The sequence below is a fragment of the Vibrio sp. Vb0304 genome (genome assembly GCF_033338995.1).
Lineage (GTDB): Bacteria > Pseudomonadota > Gammaproteobacteria > Enterobacterales > Vibrionaceae > Vibrio > Vibrio alginolyticus.
Map to the genome: position 1 here is coordinate 1 of NZ_JAWOTT010000036.1, position 22,938 is coordinate 22,938.

Consider the following 22,938-nt stretch of genomic DNA (forward strand, 5'->3'; position numbering starts at 1 on the left):
GCGGTACAGCAAGGCCTTCGTATCGCGAAGAAGCAAGCGCCACCAGCGCTAATCAAATTGCCTGTATATGCTGGGGAGGAATAAGAGATGAAAGGATTCAAAACTCTAGCCGCTGGTCTACTAGCGAGCTTATTTATGGCTTCAGGCGTACAAGCAGAAACGCCTAAAAACCTATCTGAACTACTCAAAAACGTAAAATCAGAAAGCATCGTTGAGTCAAAAGAGAACAAAGCCCGTGAAGCTGAGTTCAAGAACAACCGAGATAAGCAAGCAGCATTATTGCAACAGGCTCGTGAAGAGCTAGCTTCACAGCAAGCACTGGGCGATCAACTTAAAGCGACATTTGATGAAAACGATAAGCAGCTGACTGAACTAACAGAAACCTTACGTGTTCGCTCTGGTACTTTGGGCGAAATGTTTGGTGTGGTCCGCCAATATGCGGGCGAGTTTAAAGGCTTATTTGCAGCCTCTCAAAACGCAGTTCAGTTCCCAGAGCGTGACGCTCTACTAACGAAACTGGCTGAAAGTAAAGAACTGCCATCAACACAAGAGCTAGAAGCATTCTGGCATACCATTCTTCAACAAGTGGTTGCCTCAGGCGAGACAGCAACAACCCAAGCAACGGTTGTTTATGGCGAAGGTAAAGAAGCGGTTCGCGATGTTACTCTTGTCGGTGAATTTAACGCGATTGCCGATGGTAAGTACGTTACTTATGTACCTCAAACAGGTAAGTTCGAAGAACTCTCTCGACAGCCTCGCACCAATATTACACGTCATGTTGCGGGCTTTGAGTCAGCGTCAAACAGCTATGAGCCACTGTTTATTGACCCATCCCGTGGTGTAATTCTGTCTCTACTTGTACAAAGCCCTACCGTTCAAGAACGTATTGATCAAGGTGGCATTGTAGGTTACGTCATCCTTGGTATGGGTGCAGTTGGCGCTATCATTGCTCTAGTTTGCTTCCTACGCCTTCAAGTGATTGGCGGTAAAATGCGTAAGCAAGCGAAATCAGAAACCGTGATTCCTGGTAACCCTCTGGGTGAAGTTATCCAGGCTTACCAAGAGCACAAAGGTGACAACCTTGAAGATCTTGAAGCGAAACTGGACGAAATCATCCTACGTAACGCACCGAGCATTGAACGCTTTATCAGTTCAATCAAGCTATTTGCTTCTGTAGCACCTCTACTTGGTCTACTGGGTACGGTAATGGGCATGATCGGCACATTCCAAGCCATTACTCTGTTCGGTACCGGCGATCCTAAACTGATGGCTGGCGGTATCTCTGAAGCACTTGTTACTACGATGCTTGGTCTGGTTGTCGCAATTCCTCTACTGTTCCTGTACACCATCGTACACAGTAAAGGTCGTCGTTTGGTTCAAACTCTTGAAGAACAGAGTGCAGGCTTCATCGCTCGCTATCAGGAAAAACTACATAAAGCCGAAAGCTAAGGAGGCGTTATGTGGTGGTTAGTTGGAGAACTTGAATCAATTAGGCGCTTCTTGGGAATGGGTGGCGATGTACTCGTCGCCATCTTCATCCTCAGCTTTATGCTGTGGGCAGTATTGTTAGAACGTTGGTTCTATTTTGCTGCCGTCGCTCCAAAAGCCATGAAAAAAGCCGTTGGCTCATGGCAGGGGCGCTCAGAGCACCAGAGCTGGAACGCTAAGATGATCCGACAAGAAATTGTTTCTCGTCAGGACATTGAGAATAAAAAGGGCCTGCCAATCGTGAAAGTATTGATTGCGCTTTGTCCCTTACTGGGTTTGCTCGGCACCGTTGTTGGCATGATCCAAGTATTCGACATCTTAGCGGTAACAGGAACAGGAAGCCCTCGAGCAATGGCCTCGGGGATCTCAAAGGCAACAATCCCAACTTTAGCCGGGATGGTGGCTTCTCTATCAGGACTGTTCTTTAGTTCACGTCTTGATCATTTAGCCAAAGTCACAACGCAAAAGCTGGAAGATAAGCTAAAGCATATTGCCTGAGTAAATGGAATTAGAGGTATAGGTCATGAAAAGACGCTATAGCAGTGATAGCAGTGATGAAACCGCTATCGATATGACACCGATGCTCGACATCGTATTCATCATGTTGATCTTCTTTATCGTAACAACATCGTTCGTAAAAGAAGCTGGTCTAGAAGTAAACCGCCCGACGGCAAGCTCTGCGCAAACCGTGAAAAAAGGTAACATCATGGTCGCAGTTGGTGCGGCGGGTGATGTTTGGGTTGATAAACGCCGCATCGAAGTGGACGCGGTTCGCGCGAATATTGAACGTCTTCGTGCAGAAAGCCCTGATGGCGCAGTTGTTATCCAAGCCGACACAGAAGCAAATGCTGGCGTAGTCGTGAAGGTTATGGACCAGATCAAAATGGCAGGTGTAGAAAGCATCTCCATTGCCGCAACCAATAAGGATTAAGCTTATGCGGTATCTGGCCTCAATTGCACTGGCGCTCATTGTCTCCCTCGGGTTGTTCTGGGGGATGGACAAGCTAGTAAACAAAGAGCGCCACGAGTTAGTGTCGAATGATGACCTGCGTATGGTCGAGTTTATTCGCATTAAACCAGACGAAAAAATACAGGAGAAAAAACGCGAACTTCCAAAGCCACCACCGCCTAAGCGTCCGCCGCCGCCGCCAGAAATGAAAGTGACAGCGACAGTAAAACCGGTGATGGAGCAGACCCCAATGGATATGCCAAAGCTTGACCTACCCGTAAATGTTACAGGTGGTTCGGTGCTTGGACATTATAGCCAGGGTGGAGGTGCGCAACTCGCGGGTAGCGGAGGTCCAACACCTCTAGCGACATTCCAACCTCAAATGCCTAGGAAGGCTGCGAAAGCAGGAATAGAAAAAGGGGTCGTCTTATTAGAGTTTACTGTCAACGCACGTGGTGCCGTAGAGGACATCAAAGTTCTTAAAGAGCAACCACGACGCTTAGGCCTCGGTCGAGCGGCAAGAAAAACAGTCTCTAAATGGACATTTAAACCAAAATTGGTTGACGGGAAACCTGTTAGCTCGCGCCTATCGCAAGAAATAGAGTTCTCAACCAATTAAGGAGTCACGATGAAAAGTTTATGGAAAAGCAAAGTGGCTTCTTTAATTCTCTTCGCAGGAGTGGCAATGGCCGCTCCTACGATGGCAAAAGAAGCTCCTCAGTTATCAGATCGGACATTTCGAACCGTTAACAAAGTGCAAGAGTTGATCGCAACTGAAAAATATTCAGCAGCGAAAGAAAAGCTAGCAAGCGCTTTAGAAAGCACAAGTTCGAAAAAATACGACCGAGCAGTTTTACTTCAGCAGACTGGCTTTTTGTATTCGCTACAAGACAATTATGTGCAAGCAGCAAAATACTTTGCCGAAGCATTACAGCTCGACGCACTTCCCGTTCCTGTTGCTCAACAAGTTCGCTACAGCTTGGCTCAGCTTTACCTAGCTGAAGAAAAGTATACGTTGTCTGTAAAAACGATGAAGGAATGGTTCAAGGTTGCAGAAACAACCAAAGAGAAGCCTCAAGCTCATGCTTATATCACGTTAGCGAGCGCTTATGTTCAGTTGGAAGATTACAAAAATGCAATCCCGCCAACCAAAAAAGCCATCGCGATGAGCAAGAGCCCAAGTGAGTCTTGGTACTTAATTCTCGTTGCATCTCACTACGAGTTAGGCCAGCTGAAAAGCGTTGCCAGTGTACTCAAAACTCTGACTTCAAAGTACCCTCAGAAAAAGCGTTACTGGATGCAACTTTCTGGTGTCTACATGGAGCTAGGTCAAGAACGCAACTCTCTAGCCACCCTAGAAATGGTTTACAAAATGGGGAAACTAGAAGGAGAGAAGGAATATTTACGCTTTGTAAACTTCTTGGCTTATCAAGGTATTCCATATAAAGCAGCCAAAACTCTTGACAAGGAAATGGCAGCTGGAAACATTGAAAAGACGAAGGAAAACTATGACCGCCTAGCCAGTTTCTGGCAGCAAGCTAAAGAGCTAGATAAATCAATTCTCGCTTATAAAAAGTCATATAACCTCGCTCCTTCTGCTAAAACGCAAATTCAGATTGCTCGCTTAATGATACAAGACAAGCAGTATTCTGAAGCAACTCGTTTTGTAGAAAGCGCGGCATCCAGTGCCTCTAAAGAGCAAAAGGCAGAACTTGAATACATTCGCGGGATGGCCTATTTCGAGCTTAAGCAACCACAAAAGGCCTTGCAGGCGATGAAAGGCGCTGCTCAATCGCCAAAATTCAGGTCAACCGTTAGCCCTTGGATAAATTTCCTAGAGTCTCAAGGATAATTCGAAGATTAAGTGTGAGTCAGTCGCACGCCTGGGGAAGTGAAAGCTTCCCCTTTTTTCCGTTTTATCTTTATTAACCCCTATTTTTAACCAGAGTCACTCACGCAAGCCAAATCGGGACTCTAAACCTAAAATCAGCACACTAAACGGTTGTAGAAATGGTTTTAATAACAGAGTGCGCGGATGGTAAGTCCTGTATCACGCTCCTTCTTCGCTGTTTAGGAACACTCTGGCGTAAGTAACTATTTCATCTGAGACGATCACAGACAGAAAGATCAACTGGTAACAAAATAGAGATCATGATACTCTTCGCCTCCATTTTTCTGGCGGGATTATCACCAATATCCACCCCTTTGGTGGTTGATTTCTCAATGCCAGTGCTATCGTTATAAGAATGTCGAACTTTCCTTCGGCACTCAATCAATCCAATCAAAAGTGGAACAGTACAATGGGCAAAGGTACTCTCTATATCGTATCTGCACCTAGCGGCGCAGGTAAATCTAGCTTGATCTCAGCGATGTTGGAACGCAACCCAACCTACGCAATGAAAGTGTCTGTGTCTCACACCACGCGCAACATGCGACCTGGTGAAGAAAATGGTGTCCACTACCATTTTGTAGCGAAAGATGAGTTTGAAGCCCTGATCGCTAAAGGTGACTTCCTAGAATACGCAGAAGTGTTTGGTAATTATTACGGCACATCTCGTGTATGGATTGAAGAAACACTAAATAAAGGTATCGACGTTTTTCTAGATATCGACTGGCAAGGCGCACGCCAAATCCGTGAACAAATGCCAGAAGCCAAAAGCATCTTCATCCTGCCACCATCAAACGGTGAGTTAGAGCGTCGCTTGAACACTCGTGGTCAAGATAGCGATGAAGTGATCGCAAAGCGTATGGCTGAAGCCAAGTCGGAAATCTCTCATTACAACGAGTACGACTACGTGATCGTAAACGACGATTTTGATACCGCTTTGATGGATTTTAAAGCTATCTTGCGTGCTGAAAGATTGAAGGAAGAAAAGCAAGCTGCTAAATATAAAGGTATGCTTGACGCGTTGTTAGCAGAGTAACTTCAAAAAGTCACGCTGTAAAACATAAAGAATTTCCCGTTTTTTGCCCAGTGCGAAAAACACAATAAACTACCTGAGAAAGTCCACAAACGGTGGCTTGTCTAATTGCTAGTAAATAAAGTAGTTAGGTTGTATACTTTCTCGTCATTCTAAAATTTTAGTTAACTATTTGGAGTCCTCATGGCACGCGTAACTGTTCAAGACGCTGTTGAAAAAGTTGGCAACCGTTTCGACCTAGTACTGATTGCGGCTCGCCGCGCTCGTCAAATGCAAACTGGCGGTAAAGATGCACTAGTGCCAGAAGAGAACGATAAGCCAACGGTTATCGCTCTACGCGAAATCGAAGAAGGTTTAATTACTAAAGAAGTTCTAGACGCTCGTGAACGTCAAGAACAGCAAGAGCAAGAAGCGGCAGAGCTAGCGGCAGTAAGCAGCATCGCTCACAACCGTTAATTCTGACTTTAGAATTCAACAACCTCCCGGGCCTATAATTTGTATCTATTCGATAGCCTCAAAGACGTTGCCCAAGAATACCTAACAGAGCCTCAGATTGAGGCTCTGCGTCAATCTTATGTGGTAGCGAGAGATGCCCATGAAGGGCAAACCCGCTCTAGCGGTGAACCATACATCATCCACCCTGTCGCTGTGGCTCGTATCTTGGCCGAAATGCGCCTTGATATCGAAACCCTCCAAGCTGCTTTGCTGCATGACGTCATTGAAGACTGTGATGTAACTAAAGAAGATCTCGAAGAGAAATTCGGCAACACTGTCGCAGAATTGGTTGATGGTGTATCTAAACTGGACAAACTCAAATTCCGCGATAGGAAAGAGGCTCAGGCTGAGAACTTTCGTAAGATGGTTCTGGCCATGGTGCAAGATATCCGCGTCATTCTGATCAAACTGGCTGACCGCACGCATAACATGCGTACGCTTGGCGCGCTTCGACCAGATAAAAAGCGTCGTATTGCTCGTGAAACGTTAGAAATTTACGCGCCCCTCGCTCATCGTCTTGGTATTCACAATATCAAAACCGAACTCGAAGAGTTGGGCTTTGAGGCGCTATATCCCAACCGCTACCGCGTACTGAAAGAAGTGGTTAAAGCCGCACGTGGTAATCGTAAAGAGATGATCCAACGCATTCACAGCGAAATAGAAGGCCGTCTGCAAGATTTTGGCTTGAATGCTCGCGTCGTTGGTCGTGAGAAAAACCTGTTCTCTATCTATAACAAGATGAAAACCAAAGAACAGCGCTTTCATACCATCATGGATATCTATGCGTTCCGAGTCGTTGTTGATACCGCTGATACTTGTTATCGCGTTTTAGGCCAAGTACACAGCTTGTATAAGCCACGTCCTGGTCGCATGAAAGATTACATCGCGGTACCAAAGGCGAACGGCTATCAATCGCTACACACTTCCATGGTTGGCCCACACGGCGTACCTGTTGAAGTTCAGATCCGTACTGAAGATATGGATCAAATGGCGGACAAAGGTGTCGCGGCACACTGGTCTTACAAAGACAAAGGCGACAAGTCTGGCACCACTGCGCAAGTGAAAGCTCAGCGTTGGATGCAAAGCCTGTTAGAGCTACAACAAAGCGCGGGTAACTCATTCGAATTCATTGAAAACGTAAAATCCGATCTTTTCCCAGATGAGATTTACGTCTTCACACCAAAAGGTCGTATCGTTGAATTGCCTTTAGGCGCAACGGCTGTCGACTTTGCCTATGCCGTACATACCGATGTAGGCAACTCTTGTGTTGGTGCTCGTGTTGATCGTAACCCTTACCCATTGAGTAAGGCATTGAAAAACGGTCAGACGGTGGAAATTATCAGTGCCCCTGGTGCGCGTCCGAATGCGGCATGGCTAAACTATGTCGTGACTTCTCGTGCCCGCACTAAGATTCGACAAGTACTGAAAACGATGCGTCGTGAAGAGTCGATTACTTTAGGTCGTCGCCTACTTAATCACGCACTTGGCCGTCACTCGATTGATTCAATTTATCCAGAAAATATCCAAGAAGTCTTGAATGATCTTCGCCTAGAAAGCATCGATGATTTATTGGCTGCTATTGGATTGGGTGAGTTGATGAGCATTGTGATCGCACGTCGTCTCCTTGGTGACACCGAAGAGCTCACGACAACAAGTTCAATCCCAACGGACTCGAAGAAGAAGCTTCCGATTCGTGGCGCAGAAGGCTTATTGCTGACGTTTGCAAATTGTTGTCATCCTATCCCAGATGATCACATTATTGCTCACGTATCGCCTGGTCGTGGTTTGGTTGTTCACCGAGAAACATGTCCGAACGTTCGTGGTTATCAGAAAGAGCCAGACCGTTATATGGCTGTCGCTTGGTCTGAAGACTACGATAAAGAGTTCATTGCTGAACTTAAAGTCGACATGCTTAACAACCAAGGTGCTCTTGCAGAACTGACCAACGTGATCTCGAAAACAGGATCAAACATTCATGGCCTTTCAACGGAAGAACGTGATGGTCGTCTATACACTGTGACTGTGCTGTTGACGACGAAAGATCGTGTCCACCTTGCTGGTATCATGCGTAAGATTAAGGCAATGCCTCAAGCAACCCGAGTCAGACGCAGAAAGAACTAACCTCTATCGCCACCTACTCTGTTAGGTGGCGATTTTTTATACCTCAATAAATATGAACCTAGAACGTTACAACCGTATTCACCAAGTCCTAAAAACTCGCCAAACTGATCTGACACTTTGTCTCGAAGAAGTACATAAGCCAAACAACGTCTCTGCCGTGATCCGCACCGCTGACGCGACAGGCTTACACAAAGTTCACGCAATTTGGCCAGACAAAATGCGTACGCTGAGCCATACCTCAGCTGGCGCGCGTAACTGGGTTGAAGTGGATACTCACGATTCGATTGAAACTGCGATTACCGAACTCAAAGCGCAAGGTATGCAGGTTTTGGTGACCAATCTTTCGGACACCGCCGTCGATTTTCGCGAGATCGACTACACCAGACCAACGGCAATCATTTTAGGCAGTGAAAAAGTTGGCGCTTCGGAGCAAGCCAAACAGCTTGCCGATCAAGACATTATTATCCCAATGGTGGGCATGGTGCAGTCACTAAACGTATCGGTTGCCAGTGCCGTAATTTTGTATGAAGCGCAACGTCAACGTGAAGCCGCAGGCATGTACGACCGAGAAGAAAGCGCTCTGCCTAAAGAGACAATCAACCGTATTCTCTTTGAACGTGGTCACCCAGTGCTGGCAAAGGTCGCGAAACGAAAAGGGCTCGTTTACCCACCACTCGATGAAGAAGGTCAAATCATCGCCGATGACGCGTGGTGGCAAGAGATGCAAAGCAAGTAACAGACTTTCGTCATCCTGAACGGCGGCGAAGGAGCGTGGTTCAGGATCTAATTCTCAAATATACAGATGCTGATAGTGTTAACTTCAGCGACATACTTGTTGGAAATAGAATCCTGATGTCGCTAAAGCTCCTCGGAATGATAGGTTATCAGTCAAATCATGACACTAACTAAAGCATGACTATTTTTTCCTGTACAAAAACACAGCTCCATGGTTAACATACTGCTATGTTAACCATTTTCTTGAGCCCTCTATGTCCGCCCAAATGTTATCTGCCGTCCCATTAACCTCCCTTTCTGGAGTTGGCGCGAAAGTCGCAGAAAAACTCGCCAAAGTTGGCTTACATAGCGTTCAAGATTTGCTGTTTCACCTTCCGTTACGCTACGAAGATCGTACTCGTATTTACCCTATTGCCAAACTGCATGCTGGCCTTTGGGCGGCCGTGCAAGGTAAGGTCATGGCAGTCGACACCATCTTCGGTAAGCGCAAAATGCTAACGGTAAAAATCAGCGACGGTAATGGCACTATCACGCTGCGCTTTTTCAACTTTACCGCAGCCATGAAGAACAATTTCACGCAAGGTAAGTTAGTACATGCTTACGGTGAAATTAAGCGCGGTGGCGTGGGCTTGGAAATTGTTCATCCTGACTACAAGTTTTACGTCAGTGAGCAAAAGCCCGATGTAGAACAGAGCTTAACCCCTGTTTATCCCACCACCGATGGATTGCGTCAAATCACATTGCGCAACCTTACCGAACAAGCTTTAGCCCTGCTTGATAAAACCGCAGTGCAGGAATTACTTCCAGCGGGGTTGTATGACCATCAAATCACGATGTCGCAAGCGCTGCACACCATTCATCGCCCACCACCAACCATTAATTTAGATGAGTTTGACGAAGGCAAACATCCTGCCCAAATCCGCTTGATCATGGAAGAATTGCTCGCACAAAACTTATCGATGCTAGCGGTGCGTAGCAAAGGTCAGAAGGATTCAGCGCTACCTCTCGGTCCTTGTAATAAACTAAAAACGCAGCTTTTAGCCCAACTGCCTTTCTCTCCTACAAACGCTCAAACCCGAGTAGTACAAGAGATTGAAGCCGATCTAGAAAAACCGCACCCAATGATGCGATTAGTGCAAGGCGATGTTGGTTCGGGGAAAACGTTGGTTGCCGCTTTGGCCGCTGTTAGAGCCATTGAGCATGGCCATCAGGTGGCACTCATGGCGCCAACCGAACTATTGGCCGAGCAACACGCTATCAACTTCGCAAACTGGTTTGAAACAATGGGCATTCAAGTCGGTTGGTTAGCGGGCAAACTCAAAGGTAAGGCAAAGGAAGCCGAGTTGGCTCGTATTGCCAGTGGTGAAGCAAAAATGGTAGTGGGTACTCACGCGCTATTCCAAGAGCACGTTGAATTTCATCACCTTGCTTTGGTCATCATTGATGAACAGCACCGCTTCGGTGTCCATCAGCGATTAGAATTGCGTGAAAAAGGCGCAAAACAAGGCGCCTATCCACATCAGTTGATCATGACGGCGACGCCTATTCCTCGCACCTTAGCCATGACCGCTTATGCCGATCTGGAAACTTCCGTGATTGACGAGCTACCACCAGGTCGAACACCAATCCAGACTGTCGCGATTCCAGATACCAAACGCAATGATATCGTCGAACGTGTCCGAAATGCCTGCTTAAACGAAGGCAAGCAGGCATATTGGGTGTGTACCCTGATTGATGAGTCGGAAGTATTAGAAGCGCAAGCCGCGGCAGATACCGCAGAAGAGCTTCAACGTAAACTGCCGGACGTAAAAGTTGGTCTAGTGCACGGACGAATGAAGCCGGCAGAGAAACAAGCGGTGATGCAAGATTTCAAAGACAATAAACTGCATTTGCTGGTCGCAACGACAGTGATTGAAGTTGGTGTGGATGTGCCAAACTCTAGCTTGATGATCATAGAAAACCCTGAACGTCTTGGTTTGGCACAATTACACCAGTTAAGAGGTCGCGTGGGCCGAGGTTCCGTTGCTAGCCATTGTGTGCTGCTGTACCACTCTCCGCTGTCAAAAACCGCGCAAAAACGTCTCGGAGTACTACGTGAAAGTAACGATGGCTTCGTCATTGCGCAGAAAGACCTAGAAATTCGCGGCCCTGGAGAACTATTGGGTACAAAGCAGACAGGTCTTGCTGATTTCAAAATCGCAGACTTAGTTCGAGATCAACGCCTGATTCCCGAAGTTCAGCGTATTGCGCGTCATATTCATGACAATTACCCGACTAACGCAACAGCGATTATCGATCGCTGGTTGGGTGAGCGGGATATTTACTCCAAAGCGTAATGATTGAAAGCGAGCCAAATGGCTCGTTTTTTAATACGCCAAAAGCAAACGTTTGCTTTTTGAGTAAATCTCTCTATAATCGCGCACAAATTTTTAAGTGTGTTAGATCACACTCCACCAACCTGAGTTGACTCTGATTAACAGCAATCACAGGTAACGACGTCAACTCCACCCTGCTCTCCCATTCAGCGAGAACTAGGGAAATATTGCGACTAGCGAGACAAACAATGACAACTTCAAACCGATCTTCGGAACTGGTCTATCAACTCAACGATCGACCACCTTTGCCTCAAACCATTTTTGCCGCACTTCAGCACTTATTGGCGATGTTCGTCGCGGTTATCACTCCGTCACTGATCATCTGTCAGTCTTTGGGTGTACCAGCAGACCAAACGAATACCATCATCAGCATGTCTTTGTTTGCGTCAGGCGTGTCTTCGTTTATTCAAATTCGCACCGTTGGCCCAATTGGCTCTGGTTTGCTCTCTGTTCAAGGCACCAGCTTTAACTTTTTAGGTCCTATTATTGGTGCAGGCCTATCGCTGAAAGCCGGTGGAGCAGACATCAGCACCATGATGGCTGCCATTTTTGGTACGATTTTAGTCGCATCATTTGCAGAAATTTTTCTATCTCGCGTGTTGGAGCATGCCCGCCGAATCATCACTCCGCTTGTTTCAGGCATCGTCGTCACTCTTATCGGTCTCACACTGATTCAAGTCGGCTTAGTATCAATGGGCGGTGGCTACGCAGCATTAAATGAAGGAACCTTCGGCAGCTTAGACAAACTTGCTCTGGCTGGGACGGTACTTGGATTAATTGTGATTTTAAACCGCTCGAAAAACCCATACATCCGTGTGGCTTCAATCGTGATTGCGATGCTAGTGGGCTACATCATGGCGTATTTTATGGGGATGGTAGATACTTCTCAGCTAGGCGCAACCGAGATCGTAGCACTGCCCGTACCAATGCAATATGGCTTATCGTTTGACTGGTCTCTGTTCATTCCGCTGGTACTGATTTTCTTTATTACCGCACTAGAAGCCATCGGTGATATTACCGCAACATCTGAAGTGTCTGGTGAGCCAGTAAAAGGCCCAGTGTACATGAAACGCATTAAGGGCGGTGTGTTAGCAGACGGCTTAAACTCTGCAATCGCAGCCGTTTTCAACAGCTTCCCGAACTCAACGTTTAGCCAGAATAACGGCATCATCATGCTAACAGGAGTCGCGAGCCGCTACGTGGGTTACTTTATTTCTGGCATGTTAGTGATTCTTGGCTTGTTTCCTGGCGTCGCTAGCTTTGTTCAGCTGATTCCTGAGCCAGTACTTGGCGGCGCAACGATTGTCATGTTTGGTACGATTGCTGCCGCTGGTGTGCGTATTATCTCTCGTGTTGAGCTCGATCGCCGCGCAATTCTGATCATGGCCTTATCCTTCTCAATGGGACTTGGTATCGCACAAAAACCAGAGATCCTGCAATTTATGCCAGAATTTATTAAGAGTATTTTCTCAACTGGTGTTGCAGCAGGTGGCATCACAGCGATCATTTTAAATCTACTTCTGCCAGAGAAACTGGAAGACGAAGATGAACTTCCTCAGGAAGTGAAAGAGTCTTAAGATTATTGAGAATAAGAAAAGCCCAACCTATTTAGGTTGGGCTTTTTGTTTTAAAGGGTGCGGGCCATCGACTTACTTGGTAGGAAAGCTGATTTGAGCGATTAAACCGCCTTCACTGCGATTACGCATCACCACAGAACCTGAATGCTGGCTGATTATACGCTTCACAATCGCCAACCCTAGCCCAGTGCCTTCACTACCGCGAGCGGTGTCACCACGCGTAAAGGGTTCAAATAACCTCGCGATTTGAGAATGCTCGATACCCGGTCCGTTGTCCTCTACTGAAATCCACACTAGCTGCTTATCTGCTGTCACACCAGTGCTGATTTTGACCCAGCCATTGCCATAACGTAGCGCATTCACAACTAAGTTACTGATCGCCCGCTTAATCGCAATCGCACTTCCTTTGGCTGGCGGCAAGTTAAGATTAAGATCTGTTTCAATTTCAACCTCATAACCACCTTCAGAACTGGCGACGTCACTGGCAATCGTACTGATATCAACCGCTTCAAACGATTCTTGGTTCACCGGTTTGAGGTAATCCATAAACTGACTGATGATCTCATTACATTCTTCCGTATCGCTAATGATCCCCTCCGCAAGATAGCTGTCCTCAGGAGACATCATTTCTGTCGCTAGGCGAATACGCGTCAGAGGCGTTCGTAAGTCATGGCTAATCCCCGCCATTAATAAGGCTCGGTCTTCTTCTAGCTCTTGAATACCTTTCGACATTTGATTAAAGGCTCGAGTTACAGAGCGAATCTCCGATGCGCCTTTCTCTGCTAAGGGGGGCGGGATCTCACCTCGACCGACGTCTTTCGCGGCTCTCTCTAAAGCCAAAAGTGGACGGTTTTGCAAACGAATAAACAACCAACCACCAGCAATGATCAGCAGCGCCATAATCAAACTGTTACGAAACAGCGGTGCAAAATCTTCTTCTTGCAGCTCAGATAACGGAATACGAATGATGGAGTTCGGCAACTTTTCGATGTGCATCCACAAAATGTAACTTTCATCGCCAAGCAATAAGCGTACTTCTGTAGGCGAACCCAGCTCTTGGCTCATTTCTTCAGACATCAAATCAATCGACATTGCGTGATGAAATTCAATCGCCTTATCGCTGTCGAGACTATGAACCGTCACCCCTAATCTTTCTAATAATTGACGCCTTAACGGTGCATCAGACTTTAAAGGTCCTTCATCATCAAGCACCAAATTGAGCTCATGGGCGAGAATTTTATTGAACTGCTGCAAACTCGGCATCAACGCGTAGTTAAAAACGGCGTAGTAAGAGAAAACTTGGCTCGCGAGAAGCAAAGAGATGAACAGCAGAATAGATTGTGTCAGTGAACTTCGGATGCGCATGGAACGTTCCTAGTGGTCCTAATCGCGAAATTTCAGCCTTCAAAGGGAAGGTAATGAAGGCTGAAGTTGCTATAGCCAAGTGCTGGCTATGGAGTGAAGAGGTTACACCTCTTTGCCGTCTGGGACGAAAACATAACCTAGGCCCCACACGGTTTGAATGTAGCGCGGCTTGCTCGGATCGTCTTCTAACATGCGACGTAAACGTGAGATTTGTACGTCAATAGAGCGTTCCATTGCAGAATATTCACGGCCACGCGCCATGTTCATCAATTTATCTCGTGACATTGGCTCACGCGCATTCATCACGAGCGCCTTTAGGACAGCAAACTCTCCAGAGGTGAGTGGCATTGCCTCGTCACCGCGGAACATCTCGCGAGTGCCTAGATTGAGTCGGAACTCCCCGAACTCCACCACTTTTTCTTCCGTGCTTGGTGCACCCGGCAACTCTACAGTTTGGCGGCGTAATACTGCCTTGATGCGAGCCAACAATTCACGTGGGTTAAACGGTTTTGGCAAATAATCATCCGCCCCTACCTCAAGACCTACGATGCGGTCCACTTCATCACCTTTCGCGGTGAGCATTAAGATTGGCAACATATTGTTCGCGTGGCGTAGACGACGACAAATTGACAAACCGTCTTCACCTGGCAACATTAGGTCCAGCACCATTAAGTGAAAGTTTTCGCGCGTTAGTAGGCGATCCATCTGTTCGCCATTGGCGACACTTCGTACCTGAAAACCTTGCTCAGAAAGGTAACGCTCCAATAGAGCACGTAAACGAGCATCGTCATCAACCACTAAAATTTTATGATTTTCTTGCATTGAAACATCCTTTCAGAAGCGTCTATTGTCGAAAATGTATCACTGTTTTTCCTAACGTGCTCAAGCAAATTGTTACTCTTTTTATCTTAAGCGCTTTAATCTCTCTCTAGCAGGTATTTTCAGCACCTACTATTGACCATAATTCCATTCCAGTTCACGTTTGGCCTCAAGCAGCTCTTGCTGTGCCTCAGCCAGCTTGTGACGTTTTTTCTCAATTTTGTCTGCTTTCCCTGAATGCTGAGCTTCGACTAATTCTTCCTCTCGCTCCTCAACTTCTTTAGTCTTTTCTTCCACTTCTGCTTGCAGCTCTTGGCGCAGCTCACCTTCCGAGCATTCATTCTGGATAGCGGAAAGTGCTTGCTCCAAGCCTTTAATGCGATGCTCATTACCTTGCGCTTTTGCATACTCAAGCTGCTGCTCTACCGCTAACTCTTTAGCGTCACAGCCTTTCACTTCATCTTGAGCAAAAACTGAAAGTGAGAATCCTATTGTTAGTGCAGCACTACACATGACTGCTTTGTTCATTTTACTTCTCCGAGAAAGGCACCATGCCTTTATACCAAATATTCTGACGTTGAGACCCAAGTCACTTCTAGTGAACTTCATGAGACTTGAATCGGTGATAAAGCCTCAGTCTTCCGAGGCCGGTTGAGTGTATTCAATTGAGTTGATGAACCACTCTTTTTCACCTTCTGGGGTGCGTACCGTGAACTCTTCATCCACTTGTTTTTTCAACATCGCTCGCGCCATAGGTGAATCGATAGAGATGTAGTCTTTCGCATCGCCATAAATCTCTTCAGGCCCGACAATACGAAACTTTTTCACTTCTCCTGCCTCATTTTCTATTTCCACCCATGCACCAAAAAAGACTTTGCCTTCTTGTTGCGGAGAATAGTCAACGATCGTGACTTCTGGCAGGAATTTACGAAGGAAGCGGACACGACGGTCGATCTGACGGAGTAAACGTTTATTGAAGGTGTAATCCGCATTTTCTGAGCGATCGCCCAGGCTCGCAGCCCAAGTGACGATCTTGGTGATTTCCGGGCGCTTTTCATTCCAAAGGTAATCATGCTCTTGTTTGAGTTTGTTGTAACCTTCTCGTGTAATCAGCTTAGTTTTCAAATTAACTCCTATCTCAACTAAAAAATGCTGCTCTTTGGCAGCATTAAGGAGATGATATACCCAAAGATCCAATGTTTTTCAGGCTTTGGGTATCAAGGTGATAAGGCGGCCAGAGTGTTACTTTTCGTAATCCGGTTTTTGCGTCACGATGTAATTCGTATCACTCGAAACAACCGCGCCATGTTTTAGGAAGTTTTTACCTAAAATCATGCTGTAATGGAAGCGACCTCGGTCCTGTAAGTTGACTCGGATCTTCTTCTCTAATTCGCCAAGCTTAACATGCATTTCAACCACAGGGCGTACGTTCGCTTTCTCGCCTTTCTTAGCTTTAATACGCATGACATCAACAACAGGCTTGGTAAACGCCTGTTTCATGCCAAGATCGTTCTCATAGGTAAAGCTCACCATGTCTTTGCCGTCTTTCTTAAACTGCTTGATGTTCTTAGCATTGATTGAGCTTACATCTGCACCCGTGTCTAACTTCACAGGGAAAGACATCCCCTCAACTTCAGCCACTTCGATATGGCCAGCTTTGAAAAGTGGCCTTGCATCTAGTAGATGGTCTGCGCGAGTGTTCAGCAACACACCACCCTTGGCTATGTCATGACCAAAGACGAAAAAGGGTTGAGTGTCACCCTCATCAAGCACATCGAGCGCAAACTTCATTGATGTGTCTTTTCTACCGAGAAGAAAGTCTCCTTCGACAACAGGGCGAACCGCGCTGCCAACCTTGAGCTTTTTCAACACTGGTTTGGTAATTTTTTCTTCTTTCCCCTCATCGTTCATTAAATAAAACGTGACGGATTCATCCTTACCTTTTTCTGTTACTTCAAACCCATTTACACGCAGTAATGGCGTTTTCACAGTAAAAGTGGGGTAAGCAGGGACGGTATAACCATCAATGGTGACCTGTTCTTCTGGTGAAACGACAAGAGGTTTTGATTTGAGTGCGCTTTTGAACGTTTTTTCTACGCCACCCAGTAGATTTTCTCTGTCCGTATCAATAACAAAGTGCTGACTCGCGACGTCCCGACCTAAGCGAATTTGCGAACTGAACTTACTGCGATCACGCAGATACACCAACCAACGTTGAGTTTCATTTTCGCCGACTTTGACGGGTAAATAGACTAAAGGACGCTCGCTTTTGGTCGTTTTCAGCATTCGTACCAAGGGTAATGTCATTGGATGACGCTTGCCATTCTCGCCCTCTAACATAAAAGAGACTTCGTTATGCTTTTTGTCTACCTTGATGTCCAGTGCATGGACGTTGGTATAACGGCTAGAAGTTGAAATGCTGATCTTATATGGCACACCTTCGACTTCAACCGTCTCTTTTTTGCCAATCATTTTTGCGCTTGGCTGTTCTTGAAGATAATCGTAACCAGCGAAGACCCATGCGTTCTCATCGAGATAAGTTTTACCAATCAAGATAGGAGAAGAGAATTGCGTACGCTTGGTCAGGTTCACTTCCGTATCAACGGTGTGACCAGCGATTGTCATCGGCATTTTTATTGTCGGGCGTAGGATGGGCTTTTTGCTTGTTCGACTGCGAATCGCGCTCACTCTTTCCAGATCATCGGTAATCTGTATTTCCTTCCCTGTATAAGGGTGAGGAACCGTAAAGCTAACCTTTACTTGATATGGCTTAAAGCTGTCGGCGTCCCACTTTGCCTTCGTACCACCTAAGTCATCGACAATCGCCCAAAGTAACTCGTTATCTTTCAAATCTTGGTAATCTGGGTGTGAGCTACTGACATGGATATTCTCCGCATGCATCGATGTCGTATCTGCACCAGTATCAATCTTGCCAATAAATGGCACCGCTTTTAGTTCCGGAATGTCACTGTAGTAGACGCTCTCCACACGCCCTAGTACCAATTTGTTATCGAGCTGATAAACGGGAGCTTGTGTGGTTCCTGAGATAGACTGCGCCCAACTAAGCGGGGCGGCAAGTAAGGCACTCGTAAGCGCTAACGCCAAAGACATTTTTTTCATCATGATTATCCGTATAAGCCGAGGTACATTTAGTGATATCAACAACCGTGGAATTAGGTTAGTCGATAACTGCGGATATAAGTTCTCAATTTAATTACAGTTTTGACATAAATCTGACTGATGTCCACCAGCGCCCGGTAAATTTTTGCCTCGTTAATTTAAAACATTGCAAATTCTTCGAATGACCCCAATGTTCTATACAACCAAAACCGAATTAAAAGAGAAAACACGGATGAGCCAAGCTATCTGTCGCATGATTGCTCAAGAACTGAATGTTCGCCCAGAGCAAGTCAACGCCGCTGTCACCCTAATTGATGATGGCAACACTGTCCCTTTTATTGCACGTTACCGCAAAGAGGTGACGGGGGGCCTTGATGATACCCAGCTGCGTACTTTGGACAGCCGTCTGTCTTACCTTCGTGAACTGGACGATCGCCGTCAGACCATCCTGAAATCAATCCAAGAGCAAGGCAAACTGACGCCAGAGCTAGAACAAGAGATCGCGCAGGCAGACAGCAAAACTCGTCTTGAAGACTTATACCTACCTTACAAACCCAAGCGTCGTACGAAAGGTCAGATCGCGATTGAGGCTGGTCTTGAGCCGCTCGCAGATCAGCTTTGGAATCACCCACAAACCGAGCCAGAAAGCGAAGCAAGCAAATACCTTGATGCAGACAAAGGCATCGCAGACACCAAAGCTGCATTGGATGGCGCTCGCGCGATCATCATGGAGCGCATCGCAGAAGACGCAAACTTACTGGAAAAAATTCGCAACCACTTAAATCGCAATGCGGAACTGGTCTCACGAGTCGTTGAAGGCAAAGAGCAAGAAGGCGAGAAGTTTAAAGATTACTTCAACCACAACGAGCCCCTAAGCAAAGTGCCATCGCACCGCGCACTGGCGATGCTACGCGGCCGTAACGAAGGCTTCCTGACATTGGCAATGAATGCTGATCCAGAACAGGAAGAAGGCGCTCGTCAGTCTTACTGCGAAACGATTATCGCCGACCATTATGGCGTGACGCTAAGCAGCGCACCGGCGGATACCTGGCGTAAGCAAGTGATCAGCTGGGCATGGCGCATCAAAGTATCAATGCACATGGAAACCGAGCTAATGGGCGCAATGAAAGAGCGCGCTGAAATCGAAGCGATTGAAGTATTCGCCACTAACCTAAAAGACTTGTTGATGGCAGCACCGGCTGGCCCTCGTGCAACACTTGGTCTCGATCCGGGTCTGCGCACGGGCTCTAAAATCGCTATTGTCGATCCGACTGGTAAAGTGCTTGCAACCGAAACCATCTACCCTCACCCGCCACAAAAGCAATACGACAAATCAGCGCAAATCGTTGATCAGTTGGTCCGCAAGTACAACGTGGATTTGATTGCGATCGGTAACGGTACGGCTTCACGTGAAACCGACAGCTTTGTCGCAGACGTCATCAAACGTGGCAACCTGAAAGTTCAGAAAATCATCGTAAGTGAAGCGGGGGCATCGGTTTACTCAGCATCCGAGCTTGCAGCGAAAGAATTCCCGAATATGGACGTATCTTTGCGTGGTGCGGTGTCGATTGCTCGTCGTCTGCAAGACCCACTGGCTGAGCTAGTGAAAATCGATCCTAAGTCGATCGGTGTGGGTCAGTACCAGCACGATGTTAGTCAATCAATGCTAGCAAAACGCCTAGATGCGATTGTGGAAGACTGTGTAAACGCGGTTGGTGTTGATGTGAACACTGCTTCTGCGGCGCTACTGACGCGCGTAGCAGGCTTATCAAGCACCATCGCGCAGAACATTGTCGACTTCCGCGATGAGAACGGCCGCTTCGAAGCACGTACAACCTTGAAGAAAGTACCTCGTTTAGGTCCTAAGGCGTTCGAGCAGTGTGCGGGCTTCCTGCGTATTATGGATGGTAAGAACCCACTTGATGCGTCTGCGGTTCACCCAGAAGCGTACCCAGTGGTCAAAGCGATTTCTGAGAAGAACAACAAAGATATCAAAGCACTGATTGGTGATTCAAGCTTCCTTAAAGGTCTGCATGCGGTCGATTACACCGACGATAACTTCGGCGTTCCAACCATTACAGACATCATCAAAGAGTTAGACAAGCCGGGTCGTGACCCACGTCCAGAATTCAAAACGGCGACCTTTGCAGAAGGTGTAAACTCGGTATCTGACTTGGAACCGGGCATGATTCTAGAAGGCGTGGTGTCTAACGTAGCCAACTTCGGTGCCTTCGTTGATATCGGCGTTCACCAAGATGGTCTTGTGCATATTTCTGCACTGACAGATCGTTATGTGTCTGACCCACGTGAAGTGGTGAAAGCGGGCGACATAGTCAAAGTGAAAGTGATGGAAGTTGACGTGCAGCGTAAGCGTATTGGTCTATCGATGCGTATGAACGACGAACCGGGTCAAGACAACCGCAGCCAACGCTCATCAGCAGCGCCACGTCGTAATGACCAACCGCAGCGTCGTCAGCCTCGCCGTGATGATTCGTCATCGAACAGCGCGATGGGCGGTGCGTTTGCTGCAGCGTTTGCTAAAGCGAAAAAGTAACCTTACCTAGGCTTCACCGCTAACGAGCTTTCATAACTAAAAAGAAAACGCTCCAATCAGTCAACCTGCTTGGAGCGTTTTTGTTTGAGTAGGATATTGAGTCGTCATAATACTGCTATCACTTCTGACGGGGTATGGGGAGCGACTGCATGACCATAATGAAACTTGATCACCTTCCTGCGCTTTTCCATTAATCCTTCATTGATCGCAGCATCCAAAATGCGCTTTGGTAAGCGAAAGCGGATCGCGTAGCCTTTCCCCTGGTCTTCACTATACGATTTGAGCGCAAGCAAACTAAAAAGCCGTTCTAGTGTATCTTCCGGCTCTTCTTGATAACGCGTGTCGACTTCCGTTTCCATATCATAATCAGGATGCTCTGAAGGATCCCAAGAAGACTGACGTCGGCGCTTGTCGTCACCTTTTACTTTTCGCTCTGCATTGGTTTTGGCCAATGCGACCGTTGGCGTTACAGGCTCTCGGACTTTATTGTCGCGAGCTGCTTGTTCCGTCTGCACATTCACGGATGGGGCGATCAGTGGCACACTTACGTTGGTCGGTGACACAATCATTGCGAACCCTCCTCAGAGTCGCCCAACTCGTCAATATGGCTTAGCTTTATTGGCTAATAAAACCTCACCAGCATTTATATCGACCACTTTTTAAACAACTTGAGGTATTTCCGCTCGTACTTGCTCAATCGTGAGCAAACTCTCGGATTTGAACACAAAATTCGTCATGTTCGGTGATAAAAGGCGCATGAGAGGACTGATTAAAAACAAACTGCTGGGTATGAGGCAACTGTTCACTTAAATCGTTAGCTACTTTAATTGGCACCAACCCATCTAAACGGCCATAAAGACGCAACATTGGAACAGAAAGAGACGTCAACGCATCGCGCAGATCCACATCAGCAAGGATGTTTAGCCCAACCAACAGCGATTCAGGGTTTGGCTGAGGGCGCGATAGTACCGCTTGCTTGAGCTGTTTAACGTCTTTACGCGCTGATGGGCTGCCCATCGCTTGCAACGCCATAAAGCGCTCAATGGTCAGTGAGAAATCTTCTAGCAACTGAGAGGTGAACGCACTCAGTACATTCGGTTGAATGCCACGCCAAGGTTTTTCTGCGGCAAATTTAGGTGAGCTGGCAACCGTAATCAACTTAGCCACGCGCTCGGGCATATTTAATGCCACATGCGTCGCCACTAAACCTCCGAGGGACCAACCAAGCCAAATCGCTTTCTCTGGCGCACCTTGCACCACCAAGTTAGCAATATGGTCTAAATCTTCAGCATGAGATTCGGCGCTATGTCCGTACCCCGGAAGGTCAACCACATGAACTCGGAAATAAGGTTGAAGAGACTCGACTGTCTGCTGCCATACCGCACCATTCATGCCCCAACCATGAAGTAACACCAAATCTGGTCCCTGACCAAATGACTGCCAGTGTAATTTCGTGCTCATGCTCTCAATCTCTCCCACTTATTTTATTCCCTACGGCTTCAGCCAAGCGTTAGGCTGAGTAAAATATCACCATGAATAAACGCTATGTTATCTCATCACTGGCAAAACATCATGCATCGCGTATTGAGCAGTCAATGCGGCCTGTGTCGGTTCCCTATTCAAACACCAAGCCACACAAATACTCTGCGCTGGTGCGAGCACTGTTTAAAATACCTAACTCCGGTAAAACGATGTCAACGCTGCGGTTTATCATTACAGAAAGAAGAAATGAGTACGGATAGTATTTGTGGTGAATGTCTTTCAAAGCCACCGCCATGGCAAAGGCTATACACGTTAGGCGATTACGACTTTCCCCTTTCACGGGAAGTACAACGCTTTAAAGATCACGGAGAGTCTTGGCATGTAAAAGCATTAACCGAGCAACTGGCACAGCGCATCACCACGCCAGCTCCAATCATTACCAGTGTGCCATTGCACTGGCAGCGTTACCTGCGCCGGGGTTTTAATCAAAGTGATGTTTTAGCCCGACACCTCGCCAAGCAATTGCAGACTAATTTTGATGCGAAGGTCTTTCGTCGAGTAAAGCTCGCCCAATCACAGCGTGGTAATACCAAAACAAGCCGTGAACAAAACTTAAAAGGCGCGTTTATTCTCAATAAGCAACCTCACTCTTCCCATGTTGCCATCGTCGATGATGTAGTCACCACAGGCAGTACCGTCCGACAATTATGTCATTTACTACTTGAAGTTGGCGTAGAAAGCATCGATATTTACTGCATCTGCAGAACACCTGCTCCTCGTTCTCTCTAGATCGCTTCGCCATGCCTTAGCATCAAAAAGACTAGACCCATACGTCAACAAGAGTAGAATAGCAGCAGTAACCTACAAATTTACTCGGGTATTCGTCGTGTCAAATATTACTATTACAGAAACTGCGCAAACGCATTTCGCTAACCTT

The 22,938-nt window shown here is 46.8% G+C and carries 20 protein-coding genes and 2 pseudogenes; 15 read left to right on the plus strand and 7 right to left on the minus strand.

The window, feature by feature from the left end; all coding sequences use genetic code 11:
* The 12 genes and pseudogenes from R7P35_RS22740 to R7P35_RS22795 all read left to right on the plus strand — a co-directional run.
* Positions 1-84 (plus strand): annotated as a pseudogene (locus R7P35_RS22740) (DUF3450 domain-containing protein); the annotation flags it as partial.
* A 3-nt stretch (positions 85-87) separates the two neighbouring features.
* Positions 88-1,449, plus strand: coding sequence for a MotA/TolQ/ExbB proton channel family protein (locus tag R7P35_RS22745; protein ID WP_017634999.1), 1,362 nt, complete (start codon positions 88-90; stop codon positions 1,447-1,449).
* A 9-nt stretch (positions 1,450-1,458) separates the two neighbouring features.
* Positions 1,459-1,986, plus strand: coding sequence for a MotA/TolQ/ExbB proton channel family protein (locus R7P35_RS22750; protein ID WP_005379363.1), 528 nt, complete (start codon positions 1,459-1,461; stop codon positions 1,984-1,986).
* 25 nt (positions 1,987-2,011) lie between these two features.
* Positions 2,012-2,419 carry an ExbD/TolR family protein gene (locus R7P35_RS22755; protein WP_005379359.1) on the plus strand — a complete coding sequence of 136 codons (408 nt, stop codon included), beginning with the start codon at positions 2,012-2,014 and terminating at the stop codon, positions 2,417-2,419.
* 4 nt (positions 2,420-2,423) lie between these two features.
* On the plus strand, positions 2,424-3,056 hold the full coding sequence (locus tag R7P35_RS22760) for an energy transducer TonB (protein ID WP_005379353.1): 633 nt from the start codon (positions 2,424-2,426) through the stop codon (positions 3,054-3,056).
* A gap of 9 nt (positions 3,057-3,065) precedes the next feature.
* A complete protein-coding gene (locus tag R7P35_RS22765) occupies positions 3,066-4,289 on the plus strand; it encodes a tetratricopeptide repeat protein (RefSeq protein ID WP_025768315.1) in 1,224 nt (407 codons plus the stop codon).
* A 448-nt stretch (positions 4,290-4,737) separates the two neighbouring features.
* The gene (gene gmk / locus R7P35_RS22770) at positions 4,738-5,361 is read left to right on the plus strand and encodes a guanylate kinase (RefSeq protein ID WP_005379347.1); all 624 of its coding nucleotides are present in this window, start codon (positions 4,738-4,740) and stop codon (positions 5,359-5,361) included.
* A gap of 180 nt (positions 5,362-5,541) precedes the next feature.
* Positions 5,542-5,814: a DNA-directed RNA polymerase subunit omega gene (rpoZ, locus tag R7P35_RS22775; protein WP_005379346.1), complete on the plus strand. Its 273-nt coding sequence runs from the start codon at positions 5,542-5,544 to the stop codon at positions 5,812-5,814.
* Positions 5,815-5,853: 39 nt separating this feature from the next.
* Positions 5,854-7,974, plus strand: coding sequence for a bifunctional GTP diphosphokinase/guanosine-3',5'-bis pyrophosphate 3'-pyrophosphohydrolase (spoT, locus tag R7P35_RS22780; protein WP_005379340.1), 2,121 nt, complete (start codon positions 5,854-5,856; stop codon positions 7,972-7,974).
* A 52-nt stretch (positions 7,975-8,026) separates the two neighbouring features.
* Positions 8,027-8,710: a tRNA (guanosine(18)-2'-O)-methyltransferase TrmH gene (trmH, locus tag R7P35_RS22785; RefSeq protein ID WP_017635001.1), complete on the plus strand. Its 684-nt coding sequence runs from the start codon at positions 8,027-8,029 to the stop codon at positions 8,708-8,710.
* A 253-nt stretch (positions 8,711-8,963) separates the two neighbouring features.
* Positions 8,964-11,045, plus strand: coding sequence for an ATP-dependent DNA helicase RecG (gene recG, locus R7P35_RS22790; protein WP_042522606.1), 2,082 nt, complete (start codon positions 8,964-8,966; stop codon positions 11,043-11,045).
* Between the two features lie 227 nt (positions 11,046-11,272).
* Complete coding sequence (locus R7P35_RS22795) at positions 11,273-12,661, plus strand: uracil-xanthine permease family protein (protein ID WP_005379335.1); 1,389 nt, start codon at positions 11,273-11,275, stop codon at positions 12,659-12,661.
* A gap of 72 nt (positions 12,662-12,733) precedes the next feature.
* Here the strand turns inward: R7P35_RS22795 and envZ are convergent, their stop codons facing one another.
* From envZ to R7P35_RS22820, 5 genes are all read right to left on the minus strand, one after another.
* The gene (envZ, locus tag R7P35_RS22800) at positions 12,734-14,026 is read right to left on the minus strand and encodes a two-component system sensor histidine kinase EnvZ (RefSeq protein ID WP_017820700.1); all 1,293 of its coding nucleotides are present in this window, start codon (positions 14,024-14,026) and stop codon (positions 12,734-12,736) included.
* 102 nt (positions 14,027-14,128) lie between these two features.
* Positions 14,129-14,848, minus strand: a complete 720-nt coding sequence (gene ompR / locus R7P35_RS22805; protein WP_005379333.1) for a two-component system response regulator OmpR — start codon at positions 14,846-14,848, stop codon at positions 14,129-14,131.
* A gap of 129 nt (positions 14,849-14,977) precedes the next feature.
* The gene (locus tag R7P35_RS22810; protein ID WP_017635004.1) at positions 14,978-15,373 is read right to left on the minus strand and encodes a DUF1090 domain-containing protein; all 396 of its coding nucleotides are present in this window, start codon (positions 15,371-15,373) and stop codon (positions 14,978-14,980) included.
* A 105-nt stretch (positions 15,374-15,478) separates the two neighbouring features.
* Positions 15,479-15,970, minus strand: coding sequence for a transcription elongation factor GreB (gene greB / locus R7P35_RS22815; RefSeq protein ID WP_005379321.1), 492 nt, complete (start codon positions 15,968-15,970; stop codon positions 15,479-15,481).
* Between the two features lie 117 nt (positions 15,971-16,087).
* Positions 16,088-17,968 (minus strand): ATP-dependent zinc protease, encoded by a 1,881-nt coding sequence (locus tag R7P35_RS22820; RefSeq protein ID WP_155396187.1) that lies wholly within the window; start codon positions 17,966-17,968, stop codon positions 16,088-16,090.
* Between the two features lie 229 nt (positions 17,969-18,197).
* Here R7P35_RS22820 and R7P35_RS22825 point away from each other — a divergent pair, with 229 nt between their 5' ends.
* Positions 18,198-20,519, plus strand: a complete 2,322-nt coding sequence (locus R7P35_RS22825) for a Tex family protein (protein WP_042522604.1) — start codon at positions 18,198-18,200, stop codon at positions 20,517-20,519.
* A gap of 104 nt (positions 20,520-20,623) precedes the next feature.
* On the opposite strand, the gene R7P35_RS22830 is transcribed toward R7P35_RS22825, so the two are convergent.
* Complete coding sequence (locus tag R7P35_RS22830; protein WP_005379316.1) at positions 20,624-21,088, minus strand: hypothetical protein; 465 nt, start codon at positions 21,086-21,088, stop codon at positions 20,624-20,626.
* Positions 21,089-21,212: 124 nt separating this feature from the next.
* Positions 21,213-21,980, minus strand: a complete 768-nt coding sequence (gene bioH / locus R7P35_RS22835; RefSeq protein WP_005384724.1) for a pimeloyl-ACP methyl ester esterase BioH — start codon at positions 21,978-21,980, stop codon at positions 21,213-21,215.
* An 84-nt stretch (positions 21,981-22,064) separates the two neighbouring features.
* Between bioH and R7P35_RS22840 the strand changes: the two genes are divergently transcribed.
* Entirely contained in the window at positions 22,065-22,790 is a 726-nt protein-coding gene (locus R7P35_RS22840; RefSeq protein ID WP_042522603.1) for an amidophosphoribosyltransferase, read from the plus strand.
* 58 nt (positions 22,791-22,848) lie between these two features.
* A pseudogene (locus tag R7P35_RS22845) lies at positions 22,849-22,938 on the plus strand (Fe-S biogenesis protein NfuA); the annotation flags it as partial.

What these genes read in the sequence shown, in the direction of transcription:
- R7P35_RS22745 (WP_017634999.1), top strand. Translation starts at nt 88, where the DNA reads ATGAAAGGATTCAAAACTCTAGCCGCTGGTCTACTAGCGAGCTTATTT.
- R7P35_RS22750 (WP_005379363.1), top strand. Translation starts at nt 1,459, where the DNA reads ATGTGGTGGTTAGTTGGAGAACTTGAATCAATTAGGCGCTTCTTGGGA.
- R7P35_RS22755 (WP_005379359.1), top strand. Translation starts at nt 2,012, where the DNA reads ATGAAAAGACGCTATAGCAGTGATAGCAGTGATGAAACCGCTATCGAT.
- R7P35_RS22760 (WP_005379353.1), top strand. Translation starts at nt 2,424, where the DNA reads ATGCGGTATCTGGCCTCAATTGCACTGGCGCTCATTGTCTCCCTCGGG.
- R7P35_RS22765 (WP_025768315.1), top strand. Translation starts at nt 3,066, where the DNA reads ATGAAAAGTTTATGGAAAAGCAAAGTGGCTTCTTTAATTCTCTTCGCA.
- gmk (WP_005379347.1), top strand. Translation starts at nt 4,738, where the DNA reads ATGGGCAAAGGTACTCTCTATATCGTATCTGCACCTAGCGGCGCAGGT.
- rpoZ (WP_005379346.1), top strand. Translation starts at nt 5,542, where the DNA reads ATGGCACGCGTAACTGTTCAAGACGCTGTTGAAAAAGTTGGCAACCGT.
- trmH (WP_017635001.1), top strand. Translation starts at nt 8,027, where the DNA reads ATGAACCTAGAACGTTACAACCGTATTCACCAAGTCCTAAAAACTCGC.
- recG (WP_042522606.1), top strand. Translation starts at nt 8,964, where the DNA reads ATGTCCGCCCAAATGTTATCTGCCGTCCCATTAACCTCCCTTTCTGGA.
- R7P35_RS22795 (WP_005379335.1), top strand. Translation starts at nt 11,273, where the DNA reads ATGACAACTTCAAACCGATCTTCGGAACTGGTCTATCAACTCAACGAT.
- envZ (WP_017820700.1), bottom strand. Translation starts at nt 14,026, where the DNA reads ATGCGCATCCGAAGTTCACTGACACAATCTATTCTGCTGTTCATCTCT.
- ompR (WP_005379333.1), bottom strand. Translation starts at nt 14,848, where the DNA reads ATGCAAGAAAATCATAAAATTTTAGTGGTTGATGACGATGCTCGTTTA.
- R7P35_RS22810 (WP_017635004.1), bottom strand. Translation starts at nt 15,373, where the DNA reads ATGAACAAAGCAGTCATGTGTAGTGCTGCACTAACAATAGGATTCTCA.
- R7P35_RS22820 (WP_155396187.1), bottom strand. Translation starts at nt 17,968, where the DNA reads ATGATGAAAAAAATGTCTTTGGCGTTAGCGCTTACGAGTGCCTTACTT.
- R7P35_RS22825 (WP_042522604.1), top strand. Translation starts at nt 18,198, where the DNA reads ATGAGCCAAGCTATCTGTCGCATGATTGCTCAAGAACTGAATGTTCGC.
- R7P35_RS22830 (WP_005379316.1), bottom strand. Translation starts at nt 21,088, where the DNA reads ATGATTGTGTCACCGACCAACGTAAGTGTGCCACTGATCGCCCCATCC.
- bioH (WP_005384724.1), bottom strand. Translation starts at nt 21,980, where the DNA reads ATGAGCACGAAATTACACTGGCAGTCATTTGGTCAGGGACCAGATTTG.
- R7P35_RS22840 (WP_042522603.1), top strand. Translation starts at nt 22,065, where the DNA reads ATGTTATCTCATCACTGGCAAAACATCATGCATCGCGTATTGAGCAGT.